The 13898-nt window shown below is 66.7% G+C and carries 14 protein-coding genes and 1 tRNA gene; 9 read left to right on the top strand and 6 right to left on the bottom strand.

What is annotated here, in order from left to right; all coding sequences use genetic code 11:
* Window positions 1–32: 32 nt before the first annotated feature.
* Window positions 33–710, bottom strand: a complete 678-nt coding sequence (locus ACFXKN_RS11570; RefSeq protein ID WP_378953097.1) for a TetR/AcrR family transcriptional regulator — start codon at window positions 708–710, stop codon at window positions 33–35.
* Between the two features lie 130 nt (window positions 711–840).
* Between ACFXKN_RS11570 and ACFXKN_RS11565 the strand changes: the two genes are divergently transcribed.
* The 7 genes from ACFXKN_RS11565 to ACFXKN_RS11535 all read left to right on the top strand — a co-directional run bounded on the left by ACFXKN_RS11565 (window position 841) and on the right by ACFXKN_RS11535 (window position 7424).
* On the top strand, window positions 841–2334 hold the full coding sequence (locus ACFXKN_RS11565) for an MFS transporter (protein ID WP_378953099.1): 1494 nt from the start codon (window positions 841–843) through the stop codon (window positions 2332–2334).
* Window positions 2335–2508: 174 nt separating this feature from the next.
* Window positions 2509–2925 carry a fluoride efflux transporter FluC gene (locus ACFXKN_RS11560; protein ID WP_378953101.1) on the top strand — a complete coding sequence of 139 codons (417 nt, stop codon included), beginning with the start codon at window positions 2509–2511 and terminating at the stop codon, window positions 2923–2925.
* Window positions 2926–2989: 64 nt separating this feature from the next.
* Window positions 2990–3352: a fluoride efflux transporter CrcB gene (gene crcB / locus ACFXKN_RS11555; RefSeq protein ID WP_378953102.1), complete on the top strand. Its 363-nt coding sequence runs from the start codon at window positions 2990–2992 to the stop codon at window positions 3350–3352.
* 47 nt (window positions 3353–3399) lie between these two features.
* Window positions 3400–5037, top strand: coding sequence for a phosphoglucomutase (alpha-D-glucose-1,6-bisphosphate-dependent) (pgm, locus tag ACFXKN_RS11550; RefSeq protein ID WP_378953103.1), 1638 nt, complete (start codon window positions 3400–3402; stop codon window positions 5035–5037).
* Window positions 5034–6365, top strand: a complete 1332-nt coding sequence (locus tag ACFXKN_RS11545) for an MFS transporter (RefSeq protein ID WP_378953105.1) — start codon at window positions 5034–5036, stop codon at window positions 6363–6365. The genes pgm and ACFXKN_RS11545 overlap by 4 nt, the downstream gene beginning before the upstream one ends.
* Window positions 6366–6430: 65 nt before the next feature.
* Window positions 6431–7171 carry a DsbA family protein gene (locus tag ACFXKN_RS11540; protein ID WP_378953107.1) on the top strand — a complete coding sequence of 247 codons (741 nt, stop codon included), beginning with the start codon at window positions 6431–6433 and terminating at the stop codon, window positions 7169–7171.
* Window positions 7172–7351: 180 nt separating this feature from the next.
* Window positions 7352–7424 (top strand) — tRNA-Ala (locus tag ACFXKN_RS11535).
* A 673-nt stretch (window positions 7425–8097) separates the two neighbouring features.
* On the opposite strand, the gene ACFXKN_RS11530 is transcribed toward ACFXKN_RS11535, so the two are convergent.
* Both ACFXKN_RS11530 and ACFXKN_RS11525 read right to left on the bottom strand, forming a co-directional pair.
* Window positions 8098–9156 carry a hypothetical protein gene (locus ACFXKN_RS11530; RefSeq protein WP_378953109.1) on the bottom strand — a complete coding sequence of 353 codons (1059 nt, stop codon included), beginning with the start codon at window positions 9154–9156 and terminating at the stop codon, window positions 8098–8100.
* A 173-nt stretch (window positions 9157–9329) separates the two neighbouring features.
* A complete protein-coding gene (locus ACFXKN_RS11525) occupies window positions 9330–10196 on the bottom strand; it encodes a recombinase family protein (protein WP_378953111.1) in 867 nt (288 codons plus the stop codon).
* A 289-nt stretch (window positions 10197–10485) separates the two neighbouring features.
* On the opposite strand from ACFXKN_RS11525, the gene ACFXKN_RS11520 reads away from it, so the two are divergent.
* Window positions 10486–11223 carry a class I SAM-dependent methyltransferase gene (locus ACFXKN_RS11520; RefSeq protein WP_378953113.1) on the top strand — a complete coding sequence of 246 codons (738 nt, stop codon included), beginning with the start codon at window positions 10486–10488 and terminating at the stop codon, window positions 11221–11223.
* A 119-nt stretch (window positions 11224–11342) separates the two neighbouring features.
* On the opposite strand, the gene ACFXKN_RS11515 is transcribed toward ACFXKN_RS11520, so the two are convergent.
* The 3 genes from ACFXKN_RS11515 to ACFXKN_RS11505 form a co-directional block, all read right to left on the bottom strand.
* A complete protein-coding gene (locus ACFXKN_RS11515) occupies window positions 11343–11537 on the bottom strand; it encodes a hypothetical protein (RefSeq protein WP_378953115.1) in 195 nt (64 codons plus the stop codon).
* A gap of 265 nt (window positions 11538–11802) precedes the next feature.
* Window positions 11803–11973, bottom strand: a complete 171-nt coding sequence (locus tag ACFXKN_RS11510; RefSeq protein ID WP_378953117.1) for a hypothetical protein — start codon at window positions 11971–11973, stop codon at window positions 11803–11805.
* Window positions 11970–12224, bottom strand: coding sequence for a hypothetical protein (locus ACFXKN_RS11505; protein WP_379432929.1), 255 nt, complete (start codon window positions 12222–12224; stop codon window positions 11970–11972). The genes ACFXKN_RS11510 and ACFXKN_RS11505 overlap by 4 nt, the downstream gene beginning before the upstream one ends.
* Before the next feature lie 311 nt (window positions 12225–12535).
* Between ACFXKN_RS11505 and ACFXKN_RS11500 the strand changes: the two genes are divergently transcribed.
* Window positions 12536–13741: a helix-turn-helix domain-containing protein gene (locus ACFXKN_RS11500; RefSeq protein ID WP_378953121.1), complete on the top strand. Its 1206-nt coding sequence runs from the start codon at window positions 12536–12538 to the stop codon at window positions 13739–13741.
* Window positions 13742–13898 lie beyond the last annotated feature (157 nt).

Raw genomic sequence — 13898 nt, 5'->3', positions numbered from 1 at the left:
TGACGCGCGCTACTCGTTGGACAGGTTTCGGCTCAGCGGCGGCGGCCGAGGCAGCCGGCGGCCTTGGCCTGCTCGACCTCCTCGTCGGTCAACGGCGCGACCAGTAGTGGCCTGCGTGGCACCGAGTCGGTGCGGACGCCGTTGAGTGCGATGGCCATATAGCGCTGCCACACTTCGGAATTCACCGGGGCGGCGAACTCGGCGATGGAATTGACCATGTGGATCAGCGCGAAGAAGTCGGAGGTGGCGACGTCGGGGTCTACCGCACCTGCCTCGCGTGCGCGATCGATGATCCCCGCGACCGACGGACGGATCCGGTCGCGCAGCTCGGCGAAACGGGCCGGATCTTCCTCGAGTTCGAGCATCACTGCGCCGAAACCGCGGTTGGTCGCCAGATGTTTGCACGCGCTCTCGAAGAACTCGACGAGCCCGAGCCAGGCGTCGGAGTTGCCCATGGCGGCGTCGGCCGCGTCGGCGAAGTCCTTCACGTGTTGGTCGAAGACCTCGGCGATGAGTTCCTTCTTGTTCGCGAAGCGCCGATACACCGTGCCGACGCCGACCCCCGCGCGCTCGGCGACATCGTCGAGGGTGATCTCGAGGCCGTGATCGGCGAATAGCTCACGGGCGGCCGCGACGATGCGTTGCTGATTGCGCGCGGCGTCGGCGCGCAATCTGCGGGGTGGTGTGGCAGTCGTCGTGGCGTGATTCACAAGTACATCCTATCAATCCGGGGATTAAGTGGAGGTCGTTTCTCCGTTACTCTGGTAGCTTCGATTGAAGCGGAGGTATGACCTCCAATTATGTCACCCACAAACCGAACCGCAGCCTTCAAGGGGAGTTATGACCACCACACTCGATTCAGGGCCGAAGCGCTCTGCGGGCACAGCGCGTCGCGGCTCGCACGCCCTGCGCTGGTGGGTGCTTGCTGTACTCGGCATCGCCCAGCTGATGGTCGTGCTCGATGCGACGATCGTCAATATCGCCCTGCCCGCCGCCCAGGCCGACCTCGGCTTCGGCGACGGTGACCGGCAGTGGGTCATCACCGGTTACGCCCTCGCCTTCGGTAGCCTCCTGCTGCTCGGCGGCAGGCTCAGCGACCTGTTCGGTCGCCGCAACACCTTCATCGTCGGCCTGATCGGCTTCGCGGTGGCCTCGGCCATCGGCGGTGCGGCCACCAGCTTCGAGATGCTCGTCGCGGCCCGGGTCGGCCAGGGTGTGTTCGGTGCGCTGCTCGCGCCCGCCGCGCTTTCGCTGCTCACGGTCACCTTCACCGAACCCAAGGAACGAGCCAAGGCATTCGGCATCTTCGGCGCCGTCGCCGGTACCGGTGGCGCGATCGGTCTGCTACTCGGTGGCGTGCTCACCGAATGGGCGTCGTGGCGCTGGGCGATGTATGTCAACCTGATCTTCGCCGCCGTCGCGCTCGTCGGCGCCGTGCTGCTGCTCGCCAAGCACGTCGCGACCTCGCGGCCCAAGCTCGATTGGACCGGCACTGTCGCCGTCACCGTCGCGCTGTTCGGCATCGTCTACGGCTTCTCCCACGCCGAGTCCAATGGCTGGAGCAACCCGGCCACGCTGGCCTTCCTGATCGGCGGCGCCGTGCTGCTCGCGGTCTTCGTGTGGATCGAGACCAAGGTCGCGCATCCGTTGCTGCCGTTGCGCATCGTCGCCGACCGCACCCGTGGCGCGTCGTACCTGACCGTGTTCGTCATGGGCATCGGCATGTTCGCGATCTTCCTGTTCCTCACCTACTACATGCAGCTGACCCTGGCGTACACGCCGATCGTGACCGGTCTGGCGTTCCTGCCGATGGTGGCGGGCATGGTGGTCTCCTCGACCACCGCGCCGTCGCTGCTGCTGCCGAAGTTCGGCCCCAAGATCGTCATCAGCGGTGGCTTCCTGGTCGCCGCCGCGGGCATGCTCTGGCTCACCCGGATCGGTCTCGACTCGGGCTACGTCACCCATATCCTGCCCGCGCTGGTACTGCTCGGCCTCGGCCTCGGTGGTGCGATGTCGGTCGCGTTCCAGGGTTCGACTGCGGGTGTGCAGCACGAGGACGCCGGCGTCGCCTCGGCGATGGTCAACACCAGCCAGCAGGTCGGTGGCTCCATCGGCACCGCGCTGCTCAGCACCATCGCGGCCTCGGCGATGACCGACTACGTGTCGGCACATGAGCCGGGCCCGCTCACCATGGCGCAGGGCGCGATCGAGAGCTACACCACCAGCTTCTGGTGGGCGACGGCCACTTTCGTGCTCGGTGCGATCGTGATCGCGGTGCTCATGCCGAACACCGTGCCCGCTCCGGCCGAAGGCGAGCCGGTGCTGGCGCACTGATCTGGAAAACCTCGCCAGACGATGGCCCGAACCGACAGTCGGTTCGGGCCATCGGCGTTCGTTCGCGCAGTCTGCTGAATGTTTGCCGCGACCGCACCGCGCGGATCGGTGTCGGTGGGTCTCGATACCATGAGCAACGACCACCACACGGATCGGCCAACGGGAGGGGAACGCATGACATCGCGGCCCCCGGCGCTCGATCCGGCCGTCCTCGTGGCGATCTCGGTGGGCGGCGGCCTCGGCGCCACCGCACGATTCGGGATGGGTCACTGGTGGCCGGTGCTCCCCGGCCGGTTCCCGTGGTCGACGTTGGCGGTGAATGTGCTCGGCTGCTTCGCGATCGGGGTGCTGATGGTCGTGGTCACCGAACGATGGGACGCACCGAAACTCGTGCGGCCGTTCCTGGGAATCGGTGTGCTGGGCGGCTTCACGACGTTCTCCACCTATAGCCTCGAGATTCGTACACTCATCGGCACCGGTGCGACGGGCACGGCGGTGGCCTATCTCGGTCTGTCGGTGCTGGCGGCACTCGGTGCCGTGGCAGTCGCCATGAGCGCGACCCGGTGGGTCGCGCGACGGGGATGCGCATGAAATCGACGACGGAAGGGGGTGGGCCGATGGTCGAGACATGGGCTCCCACACAGGGAGGCGTGGCATGACGGTGGCGCTGGTGATGGCCGGTGGCATGCTCGGCGCACCCGCCCGGTACCTGATCGACCGGCAGATGTCGGCGCGGTTTCCGACTGGGCTGCCGTGGGGGACGCTAGCCGTTAACATTGTCGGTTCGGCGTTGCTCGGGGGTTTGATCGGCGCGAGTGCGGGCAGTGCGCTGCTGGCATTCGCGGCAACCGGCTTCTGTGGTGCGCTGACCACGTTCAGCACATTCGGGTACGAGACGATCCGTCTGGTAACCGAGGGCGCCTACGTGTATGCCGTGGGCAACGTCGTGATCAGCGTCGCGGCGAGCCTGGCCGCGGTGTACGCCGCCGCGTCCCTGACCCAGTGGTTGTGCGCATGATTCTCATGACCAGCCGCGCGCAGCCGACACGGAAGGGAACACCCACCATGGCCCACGATCGCGCCGGACGGCCTGCCCGCCCGACCGACCTGGTGGACATCGCTCACCTGGTCACCGCGTACTACAGCCTCGTCCCCGATCCGGACGAGCCGAGCCAGCAGGTGGTGTTCGGCACCTCGGGGCACCGTGGGTCCAGCGAGGACAGCGCGTTCAACGAAGCCCACATCATGGCGATGACGCAGGCGATCGTCGAATACCGCGCCACCCGTGACATCACCGGCCCGGTCTACCTCGCGCGCGACACCCATGCCCTGTCCGAACCCGCGTGGACCACCGCTTTGGAGGTCCTGGCAGGCAACGATGTGACCGCCGTGATCGACGCTCGCGGCCGCTACACCCCCACGCCCGCGCTGAGTCATGCAGTGCTGAACCACAATCGCGGCGGCACCAAGCACCAGGCCGACGGCATCGTCGTCACCCCTTCGCACAACCCCCCGCGCGACGGCGGCTTCAAATACAACCCACCGCACGGCGGCCCCGCCGACACCAAGGCCACCGACGCCATCGCCGCTCGCGCCAACGAACTGCTGCGTGGCGGCCTGGCCGGGGTCAAGCGGGTCTCGCTCGATCAGGCGATGAACTCCCACGTGCAGCGCTACGACTACCTCGATAAGTACGTCGCCGATCTGCCGAACGCGTTGAACCTGGACGCGATTCGTGGTGCGGGCATCCGGATGGGCGCCGACCCGATGGGTGGCGCGAGTGTGGACTACTGGGAGGAGATCGGGCAGCGCTTCGATCTCGAGCTCGAGGTGGTCAACCCGTTCGTCGACCCCACCTGGCGTTTCATGACTCTCGACAGCGACGGCCAGATCCGGATGGATCCGTCCTCACGCCATGCCATGGCGGGGCTGGTCGGCATCAAGGACGACTACGACATCTCCACCGGCAACGACGCCGACGCCGACCGGCACGGCATCGTCACCCCCGACGGTGGCCTGATGAATCCCAATCACTTCCTGGCCGTCGCGATCGAATACCTGGTCGCGAATCGGATGTGGTGGGACGCGCTCACCAAAATCGGCAAGACCGTCGTCACCTCGTCCATGGTCGACCGTGTGGTCGGCGTGCTCGGGCGGGATGTGCACGAGGTGCCGGTCGGGTTCAAGTGGTTCGTGCCCGGATTGTTCAGTGGCAGTTTGGCTTTCGGTGGTGAGGAGAGCGCGGGCGCGTCGTTCCTGCGGATGGACGGCACCGTGTGGACCACCGACAAGGACGGCATCCTGCTCGCGCTGCTGGCCGCCGAGATCGCCGCCGTCACCGGCCAGACCCCGTCGGCCAGGTACGGCGAACTCGAACGCCAGTACGGCAGCCCCGCCTATGCGCGCATCGACGCCGCCGCGACCAGCGAACAGAAAGCCAAACTCGCGCGCCTGACGCCCGAGGCCGTCACCGGCACCGAGATCGCGGGTGAGGAGATCACCGGCATCCTCACCACCGCGCGCGGCAACGGAGCGCCGCTGGGCGGGCTGAAGGTGACCACGGAGAACGCCTGGTTCGCCGCACGTCCCTCGGGCACCGAGGACAAATACAAGATCTACGCCGAGTCGTTCCTCGGCCCCGAACATCTCACCCAGGTGCAGGCGGCGGCCGAGGAGATGGTGAACCAGGCGCTGATCGAGTGAGCGCTCCGGCCAAAGTCCGGCTACCCGCCGAGATCTGGGTACTGATCGCGGCTGCCTTCGTGATCGCACTCGGGTTCGGCCTTGTCGCACCCGTTCTGCCGCAGTACGCGCGTGAATTCGGGGTCGGCATCGCGGCCGCCTCGGCGATCGTGAGCGCGTTCGCGTTGATGCGGTTGCTGTTCGCGCCGGCCAGTGGGCGGCTCGTGCAGAAGCTCGGCGAGCGGCGGGTGTATCTGGCCGGCATCGCGATCGTCGCCCTGTCCACCGGCGCGTGCGCGCTGGCGCAGACGTATTGGCAACTGCTGGTGCTGCGTTCGCTGGGCGGCATCGGGTCCACGATGTTCACGGTGTCGTCGATGGCGTTGATCATCCGGGTGTCACCGCCTGCGGCGCGTGGCCGGATCTCCGGCGTCTACTCGACGAGTTTTCTGATCGGGTCGCTGCTCGGCCCGCTGGTCGGAAGTAGTTTGGCCGAGTTCGGGCTGCGTGCGCCGTTCGTCATCTACATGGCCGCGCTGCTGGTGGTGTGTGTGATCGTGTTCGCCGGGTTGCGTGAATCGCCGGTGCTCACACCCGAGAACGGTGTGCAGCCGATCGAATTCACCTTCCGTCAAGGGTGGGCCGAGCCCGCTTACCGGGCGGTGCTGCTGTCGAGTTTCGCGGGTGGCATCGCGGTATTCGGTGTGCGGATGGCGTTCGTGCCCCTGCTGGTTGTCGAGACCCTGCATCAGGAAATCGGCATGGCGGGCGTGGCGTTGACGGTGTTCGCCGCGGGTAATGCGGCAGTGCTGTTCCTGTCGGGTCGGCTCTCCGACCGGTTCGGTCGCAAGCCGTTCCTGATCGCCGGGTCCGCCATCTGCGCCCTCGGGACCGGTGCGCTCGGTTTCGCGCCGAACCTGGTGTGGTTCCTGATCGCGTCATTTATCGCAGGCCTCGGGTCGGGGATGTTCAGCCCCGTGCAGCAGGCGGCACTGGCCGATGTGATCGGTTCGCGCGCTCGCGGCGGCCCGGTGCTTGCCGCGTTCCAGATGTCGGCCGATCTCGGCACCGTGCTCGGCCCGATCGTCATCGGCTGGCTGGCCGAGCGCACCTCCTTCGGGGTGGGCATGGCGGTTACCGGTGCGGTGCTCGCGGTGTCGGCCGCGGTGTGGGTGGTGACACCCGAGCCCTCGCAGATCACCCATCCCGAAGATCCCGAGCACCCCGATCACGCGGGCGACGGCATCGACCCGCAATGCAGCTGCGATGGCAGCCCCGACGGTGTGCCGGTGGTGCGTGACGGCATGGTTCCCGCGGGTCGACCCAGCGATTACCACAAGCCGCAATAGCAGGTCAGCGCCATTTCGGCCCGCCCGGGCGGCGGGCCGCCCGCGACTCGAGGCAGAGTGGACGGGTGAGCACAGCCGGTTCTTCGCACAATCCGCGCCCCGTTTCCAGCAACACCACCTATGCGCTGGCCGCGGTGGCGGTCGTCCTCATCGGGTTGATCGTGTTCGCTGCCTACAAGTGGAGCGCGGAACCGCCGCCCGCCGTACGCAACGAGGGCTACGGCCCCGTCCGCGAGGCCGCCGTGCAGGTCAGCACCACCCCCGAAGGCGTCATCCGCCTCGGCCGCCCCGACGCCCCCAAGACCGTCGACATCTTCGAAGACCCCATCTGCCCCGCCTGCGGCGCGATGGAAAACAGCTTCGGCCAGGAACTCGCCCAGAAGATCGACGAAGGCAAGCTCGCGGTGAACTACCACCTCGTCGCCTTCCTCGACCCCCAGTCCAAGAGCAAGGACTACTCCACCCGCGCGACCGCCGCGAATCTCTGTGTCGCCCAATCGGGTTCGGGCCCCACGTACAGCAAGTTCCACGAGACGCTGTTCACGAAGCGGCAGCCCGCCGAAGGCGGCTCCGACCTGAGTAACCCCGCGCTGGCCACCATCGCCACCGAATCCGGCGCCCCCGAATCCGTCGCCGCCTGCATCAACAACAGCGCCCAATCCGATGCCGCCAAGACCGCCGCCGCGAAAAACCTCGCCGACCTCGACGCCCGCACGGGCAACAAGGCCGCCACCCCCTCGATCTACGACGGCACCACCAAGATCAACTGGCAAGACGAGAACTGGGTAGTGAACCTGGCCCCATGAGCCCCCGCGTGAGGTTCGGCACATTCTACCCTCGACCAGCCGATCCGTCCCGCCCCACGCGCCCCCGAAGCCCCAGCCCACACCCCGCATTTTCGCCATCTACCAGCCGATTTGTTGTCTCTCAGACGCATGGTGTAACTTCATTCAGGCAGCAGCGAGAGCAGCTGAACAACTGAACACGGGGCTATGGCGCAGCTGGTAGCGCACCACACTGGCAGTGTGGGGGTCAGGGGTTCGAGTCCCCTTAGCTCCACAGAAATAGCAGGTCAGGCCCGGTCAGCGACCGGGCCTGACCTGTTTTTCGGTCCTGGCCCCCGTAAACCCCCCGTTTTGGCTGTGTGTTTGATGGATGCTGTCTGCGGACCGCCTTGTCGCGGTTCCGATCCGCCGCGACGGACGATGTGGACGCAGTCGGCCGGGGCCGCACCGGTGGTGGCTTGTGCGCCGCCACCGCTGGCGAAGGGTTGGGCATTCGGGCCCGTGCCAAGCCTTGCTGGGACCGCCTAGCTCGGGTGGTGCGACCAACGCCATGACACCCCTCCGCCCGTTCGGGAAACGTGTTCGACAATCAGGAACGAGACTGCCTGTTTCCGAACGGGTTTCCGAACACCCGCGCCTGCGAGTCCGCTGTCGACGCTTGTCAGTGTTCGAAGTCGCCTTCAGTGATGTTCGAAGTCCTGTTCAGTCATGTGGGGGTCTCGTAGGGTTCCGGCCCGTTGACCCATCCCGTTGGTGATCAGGTTTACGGGGAAGGCCAGGCCGCCGACGTAGAGCTGGTGGACCCCCGAGCTGGACTGTCGGCAGCCTGCCGCCCAAGATCGCCAGGCACAAGATCTCAACTCATTTTGAAACGATCAGTTGGCCCCGCGCCGTCCGTGACGCCCTGACCTCGCAGAAGCGCCGGGCGGGGCGGGGCTGTTCCCGTGTCAGAGTCCGAGGACGCTGCCGATGGGGCCGAACAGGCCAGTGAGCAGGATGGCGGAAACGTCGCTCTCGGCCTGGGCGGGGGTGGGCTTCCATGGGGCGATGGTCCAGGTCTGCCCGGGGACGCCCTTGTGCTTGCCGACCAGTTGGCCGTTGTGGTCTGTCCAGTAGGTTCGCTCCGACGGCACTGTTTCGCTGTCGGAGCCGTAGATGTATGTGCCGTCGTACGCCCACCGATAGGTGGCGCCTTTGCCCCTCTTGGCGCCGCAACCGAACATGCGGGTCCGCGAGGCAGACGTGAACGGCGACGGGGCGATGCCTTCCTTCGCAGCCTCGTCCAGGTAGGCACGCAGCGCGGCGATGACCCTCTTGTCCCACTCTGCCTTGTCCCACTCCGCCTGGGGGGCAACGGCGGCCGAATCCACATCCTCGTCGTCGTCGAAGATCATCCGCTGCTCCCGAGCTTGTTCCTTCACGTCATTGATGTCGGCCAGGTAGATGCCATCGGCACCGCGAAACGCGAGACCGGCGCAGAGTTTGTGCCATTCGTTCAGCATCTCCACCTCATCCCGGATCACCGGCTCGGGCAGTTTCTTACGCCTCCAGAGCTGCTGCGCGGCCCTGGACACCTCGGCATCCAGGGCCTTCCATTCCTCGGAGATCAGCGTGCCAAGCTTCTCCCGGAGTTCTGCGGGCATCCTGTTCAGCTTGTCGACGAACACCTCGACCGTCCGCTCTCTGTCCTCCTCCTCGGTGCGGGGGTCGCTGTGCATCCACACACAGAGGTTGCCGATGTTCTGGTACTCGCTGACGGCGAAGTTGGCGATCTGGTCGAACGGCCTGCGCTCCAGGGAGTCTCGGCTGGAATGGAACCACCAGGCGGTCGCGGGGCTGTTGTCGGCGGGCCCCAGTGTGAGGGTCGGGTCTTCGGTCACGGTCTGGAGGTACTTGGTCCCGAGCCTGTGGTCGCTGACGTCGTGCGTTCTGCCTAGTCGAACCCGGACGCACCGGCCGGTCTCGTTGTTGACGATGGTGAAGTTGCCCTCGGGAAACATTGCCATTTTTCCAGTATTCCGTCGGAACGCCAGTCAATCGCGTAGTCAGCACGGAGTGTCTCGATCCGCGAAAAAGTCGCGGATCAGGTTGTCGGCAAACGTCCTTCGCCGACAACCCGTCTCGGGTGTGGAAGGGCCAGCACGGGAAGTGCCAGAACCCCGTGTCGACTCGGAGGTGATCAACCTATCGGCGCGCTGGTCCGATCGTGCTCGCGCAACAGCCGCAGGACGGTGGCCGGTGAGGGGTGCTGGCCCTTCTTCTTGCCCTTGGTGATAACCAAGCGGGCAGCGATGTCGCGCAGGCTGTGGTTGTTGCTACGCAGGTGCAACGCCATGGAGAGCATGGCGTCATCGACCACGGCGGCGCCGCCGATGGTTTTGCCGCGCTGGCGGGCGGATTCGTGGCCTTCGAGGGTGCGGTCACGGATGTATTCGCGTTCCATCCCGGACAGGGCGGCCAGCACGGTGAACACCACCCCGGACGGGTCGTGGGAGCCCTGGAGTTCGCCGGTGAGGAATTCCAGGCCGATGCTGGCGGCTTTGAGCTGTTCGGCCAGGGCAGCGAGTTCGATTCCGCGGCCGAGGCGTTTGTGCTCGTGCACGACCAGGGTGACCGCGGCGCCGGAGGCGCGGATCTCCCGCGCCAAGGCCACAGCGCGGTCGAGTTCCGGTCGGATGAGGGCGCGGGTGGAGATCTTCTCGGAGAAGATCCTGCCGATGCCGGCGGCGCGTAGGGAATCGAGTTGGGTGTCGAGGGACTGGCGCACGGTGGAGGCGCGGGCGTAGCCGATACGCACGTGCCCGCCCGTGGCGGTGACCGTCGCGGCCGGGCGCGGTAGCTCGGTCCACACCGTTCCGGGCTTGCGCACCGCGGGGGTGGCGACGTTGAGCACCTTGGCGAGTGAGGGCACGAGGCGGAAGCGGGCGGTGTGGTAGCCGATGGCGACTTTGCCCTTGCCGGTCCGGCACGGTGACCCGGCCGAGGCGGCGCAACTCGACATCGGGCAGTCGTGGACCTCCACGCGGAGGAAATCGTCGTCACTCACCCACACAGTGTTTCATAGGTACGTTTCATTACGATAGACATTTGCAACAACCTATGAAACGAGAAACGCGCTGGATGCCGACCGCGACTGCCGGTGTTTCATAGGTGATTACCTATGAAACACCCGATGCTGAGGCTTGCCGAACCAGTGGACGCGGCGGCGACCCGACTGGCGCCCCCGTCGTCGTGTTGAGTGGGGGTGATGGTCTGGCGCGCAAAGGAACTCAGATTCTGCACGTGGACAGGGAGCGTTCAGGCCCATCCGCTACTGCCGTGTTAGCGTCGGCCACGTGGGGACAACAACGCAGCGAACTGACTCCGGCGGCGCGGCCGCATACGACCCGATCGCCAGGGCCTACGCCGAGGAGAACGCGACGAGCCTCCTCAACGAGTACTACAACCGGCCCGCGATCCGGAACCTACTCGGCGACGTGACGGGTAAGCATGTGCTGGACGCCGGGTGCGGCTCCGGTCCCACGCTCGTCGACCTCATCGAAGGCGGAGCGACTGCGGTCGGAATCGACGGCAGCCAAGCCCTGATCGACATCGCCACAGACAGAGTCGGGGGCGCCGCCGAGCTACACGTCGGGGACCTGGCTGCCCCTCTTCCATTCAGCGACAGCACCTTCGACGACGTTGTCTGTTCCCTCGCGCTGCACTACCTCGAAGACTGGCGCTCCCCGCTGGCGGAGATGCGCCGCGTGCTCAAGCCCGGAGGCCGCCTAATCCTCTCGGTGGAGCACCCGCTGGTCATGTGGTTCACGCAACTTCAGGCCGGCGAGACCACCAACTACTTCGCCACGCGCCAACGCAAGGTGACCGATATGGCCGGGCAGACCGCAGACCTCACATTCTGGGATCGGTCCTTGTCAACCATGTTCCAGACATTCTCCGACAGCGGATTCCGTATCACCCGCCTGGAGGAACCGGCACCTGCCCCGGAAGCGGTGGAGCGGTTCCCCGAGTTCTTCCAGGACCGTGAGGACCCCAGGTTCCTGGCCTTCCTGTTCCTGGTGTTGGAGGCCTAACTCCTACGCTGCGACAAGCCAGTTCTGGGCAATCAGCGCGCCGCGCACCGCTTCTGCGATCGTCTCATCCAGCTGCCCGGCACTTCTCTCCCGGAGAGCACACGCGTCGTGCGGATTGCTCAACGATCCAGCCGAGCGCGCAGTTGTGCCAGATCGTCGGGAGTGAACAGACTCGCCGCCAGGTCATCTGTTGCGTGCCGCGGCGGTTCGTCAGTGAATTCGGTGAGCTGGCGCGCGACCTCACAGGGGTCGTGTCCATACAGGACCAGCAGCGCCTCGGTTTCGGCGCGGGTCCGCACGAACTCCGGCGGCATGCCGGTGCAGACACCGCTGTCAGACGACCGCCGCGCCGCCTTGGTGTGGGACGTGTGTCTACACGTGTGCGATCGACCAGACATCGCCAACGCACCCGGGCGAGACAAGATGTTGTCGGTAGTATGCCAACTGGTCTTGGGGTCGGCAGAACAACCCGACGCCTTGACGATCGTGATCCACGGAGGGGGACATGGCGAGTCCCCGATAACGTGACCACCCGGAACCAGAGCGGACAAGTTCGAACATTCACAGCGGGTCGGCCGATCACCACGGCGGAGGTCGGCGGTGACCGAGATGGCCTTCGGTCTCAGACTCCGCCCGCCGCCGGATCGCGTCCACGGTGCGCTCCGGCGCGACGGGTTCGGGCCACACGATCACCCCGAACAGCACGAGCAGCGGCAGGCCGATCGCGATGGCGAACCCCAGCGCGGTCACCCGTCAGCCTTCTCGCCTGCCAGGTTCAGCACCGGCGGTTGATCGTCGCGCGCTTCGGCCGCCGTAAGCCAATCGGCCACGTTGTCCAGCGACCCCGTGACGACCACGCGGAACGGGCTGTACAACTCCCAGCCATAGGGCGGTTCGTGCGCCTTGCGGATCGCCATCGACCGCAGCGCGGCCCGTTCGGTCAGTTTGTCCAGGCGGGGCTGTATCGCGCCGCTCACGATGTCCGCCGCTTCGGTTCCCACCGATCGAGCGCGGCGAGTAGCCGCCGGATCACTTCGGGTGGCGCGACTTCTACTGGGTGCGGTCGTTTCGTGTGCGGCGTGGGCTGAGGCAGTGTCACGGGTCCCCCTGGTGGGTGTCAGGTCAGTGCGCCCACCGCCGCAGAGCTTTCGCCATCGTCCCGCAGCTCGCTGCGCCCGATGTGCCGAGCAGCGTTGCCCGGCATACCCCGGCGGTGGGGCTGAGACCAAGCTTTCCGCTGACGGGTTCCAGGTAGAACCGTTCTTCGGCTACAGCGCGTCTACAACTCCATTGCGCGGCTACCGTGTGTTGTATGGAATCCGGCCCACCCCCCGCAGTCGTCGGGGCACAGCTCCGCGCGGCCCGTGAGGCAGCGGGGTTCAGCCTGGCCGAACTAGCCGACCGAGTGGCCTACAGCCGGGCCGCGCTGGGCCACTATGAGACCGGGCGGCGCGTACCCACTGCCGATGTTCTGGCGGAGTATCGACGCGCGTGCGGCCTGCTGGACGCGGTCACGACGGCGGAAGCGCTGGGCCGAGCCGACCTGGACCGGCGGGGGTTTCTCCGCTCCGCTGCCTACAGTGCGTCACTCGCTGCCACGGCCCTGCTGCCGATGCCCGAACACGCGCGCCTGGCGGCCATCGGTGACGGCACCGGTACCGGCGCGGCTGACGTGGCGGCGGTGCGCGGCGTGACCGATGCCCTGCTCCGGTTCGATGAAGTCCGTGGCGGCGGGTCCGGGCGTCTCGCGATGACGGCGTTTCTGTCGACCGACGTTTCCGCCCTGCTCCGGTCCCGATTCGCCGACGCTCACATTCGTGCCGACGCATTCAGCGCGGCATCGGAACTGGCCTACGCAATCGGGTTCAGTTCGCACGATGTCGGCGCGGACGGGGCGGCGCTGCGGTATTTCCTGGCCGCGCTGCGGTTGGCCGAGGAATCCGGCGTGCCCGGTCAGGATGGTTTCGTGCTGCGGATCATCGCCTTGCACGCTGATGATGTGGGCGTGCCGCAGCACAGCATCGAGCTGGCCGAGCGCGCGGTATCGCGGGCACGCGGGCACGTCGACGTGGATGCGATGGCGGTGTTCGATGTCGCGCTCGCTCGCATGTACGCCGAAGGCGGAGACCACCGCGCGGCGCGGGAGACGCTGCGCGGGATTGATCCGTGGCTCACGCCGACCACGACGACGGAGTTGCCGCGCTGGCTGTCGCTGTTCTGCCCGAACAAGGCATCGGTCAGCCGACAGGCGTCGAAGGCGTTCGCCGCGCTCGGTGATCTGAGTGAGGCCGAGCGGCAGTTGGATATGAGCGCGGCGGCCTGGAACCCGGAGACTCACACCCGGATTCGCGCGCTGAGTGAAATCGAGACCGGGCTACTGCGCTGGAAACTCGGACGGCACGAGGACGCGGCCCGATTGTGGCGGGCAGCGCTGCCGGTGGTGGCCGGTGTCGATTCGGACCGCACCCGCAAGGCGGTCGCCAAGGTCTCTGCCGTTGCCCCGGAGATGGCAGTGTGACCTTGCCAACCGGGGCTGTGCTGCGCAGGTCATGGCCATGTTCTGAGATTCAGCCATCTTGCCGAGATCTTGCCGAGACAGGCACGCATAGCCTGGACAGGGCGGCACAGCCTGGACGCTATACCGCCCCGGACCTGGACAGGTTGGACAGGTACCC

This window comes from Nocardia sp. NPDC059195 (assembly GCF_042754695.1).
In the GTDB taxonomy this organism is placed as follows: Bacteria; Actinomycetota; Actinomycetes; order Mycobacteriales; family Mycobacteriaceae; genus Nocardia.
The sequence above is the reverse complement of the archived record's forward strand: the minus strand, read 5'-3'. Positions and strand labels throughout refer to the sequence as shown.

Coding starts and splice junctions, on each gene's coding strand:
- ACFXKN_RS11565 (WP_378953099.1), top strand. CDS start 841: ATGACCACCACACTCGATTCAGGGCCGAAGCGCTCTGCGGGCACAGCG.
- ACFXKN_RS11560 (WP_378953101.1), top strand. CDS start 2,509: ATGACATCGCGGCCCCCGGCGCTCGATCCGGCCGTCCTCGTGGCGATC.
- crcB (WP_378953102.1), top strand. CDS start 2,990: ATGACGGTGGCGCTGGTGATGGCCGGTGGCATGCTCGGCGCACCCGCC.
- pgm (WP_378953103.1), top strand. CDS start 3,400: ATGGCCCACGATCGCGCCGGACGGCCTGCCCGCCCGACCGACCTGGTG.
- ACFXKN_RS11530 (WP_378953109.1), bottom strand. CDS start 9,156: ATGGCAATGTTTCCCGAGGGCAACTTCACCATCGTCAACAACGAGACC.
- ACFXKN_RS11515 (WP_378953115.1), bottom strand. CDS start 11,537: ATGCCGCCGGAGTTCGTGCGGACCCGCGCCGAAACCGAGGCGCTGCTG.
- ACFXKN_RS11500 (WP_378953121.1), top strand. CDS start 12,536: ATGGAATCCGGCCCACCCCCCGCAGTCGTCGGGGCACAGCTCCGCGCG.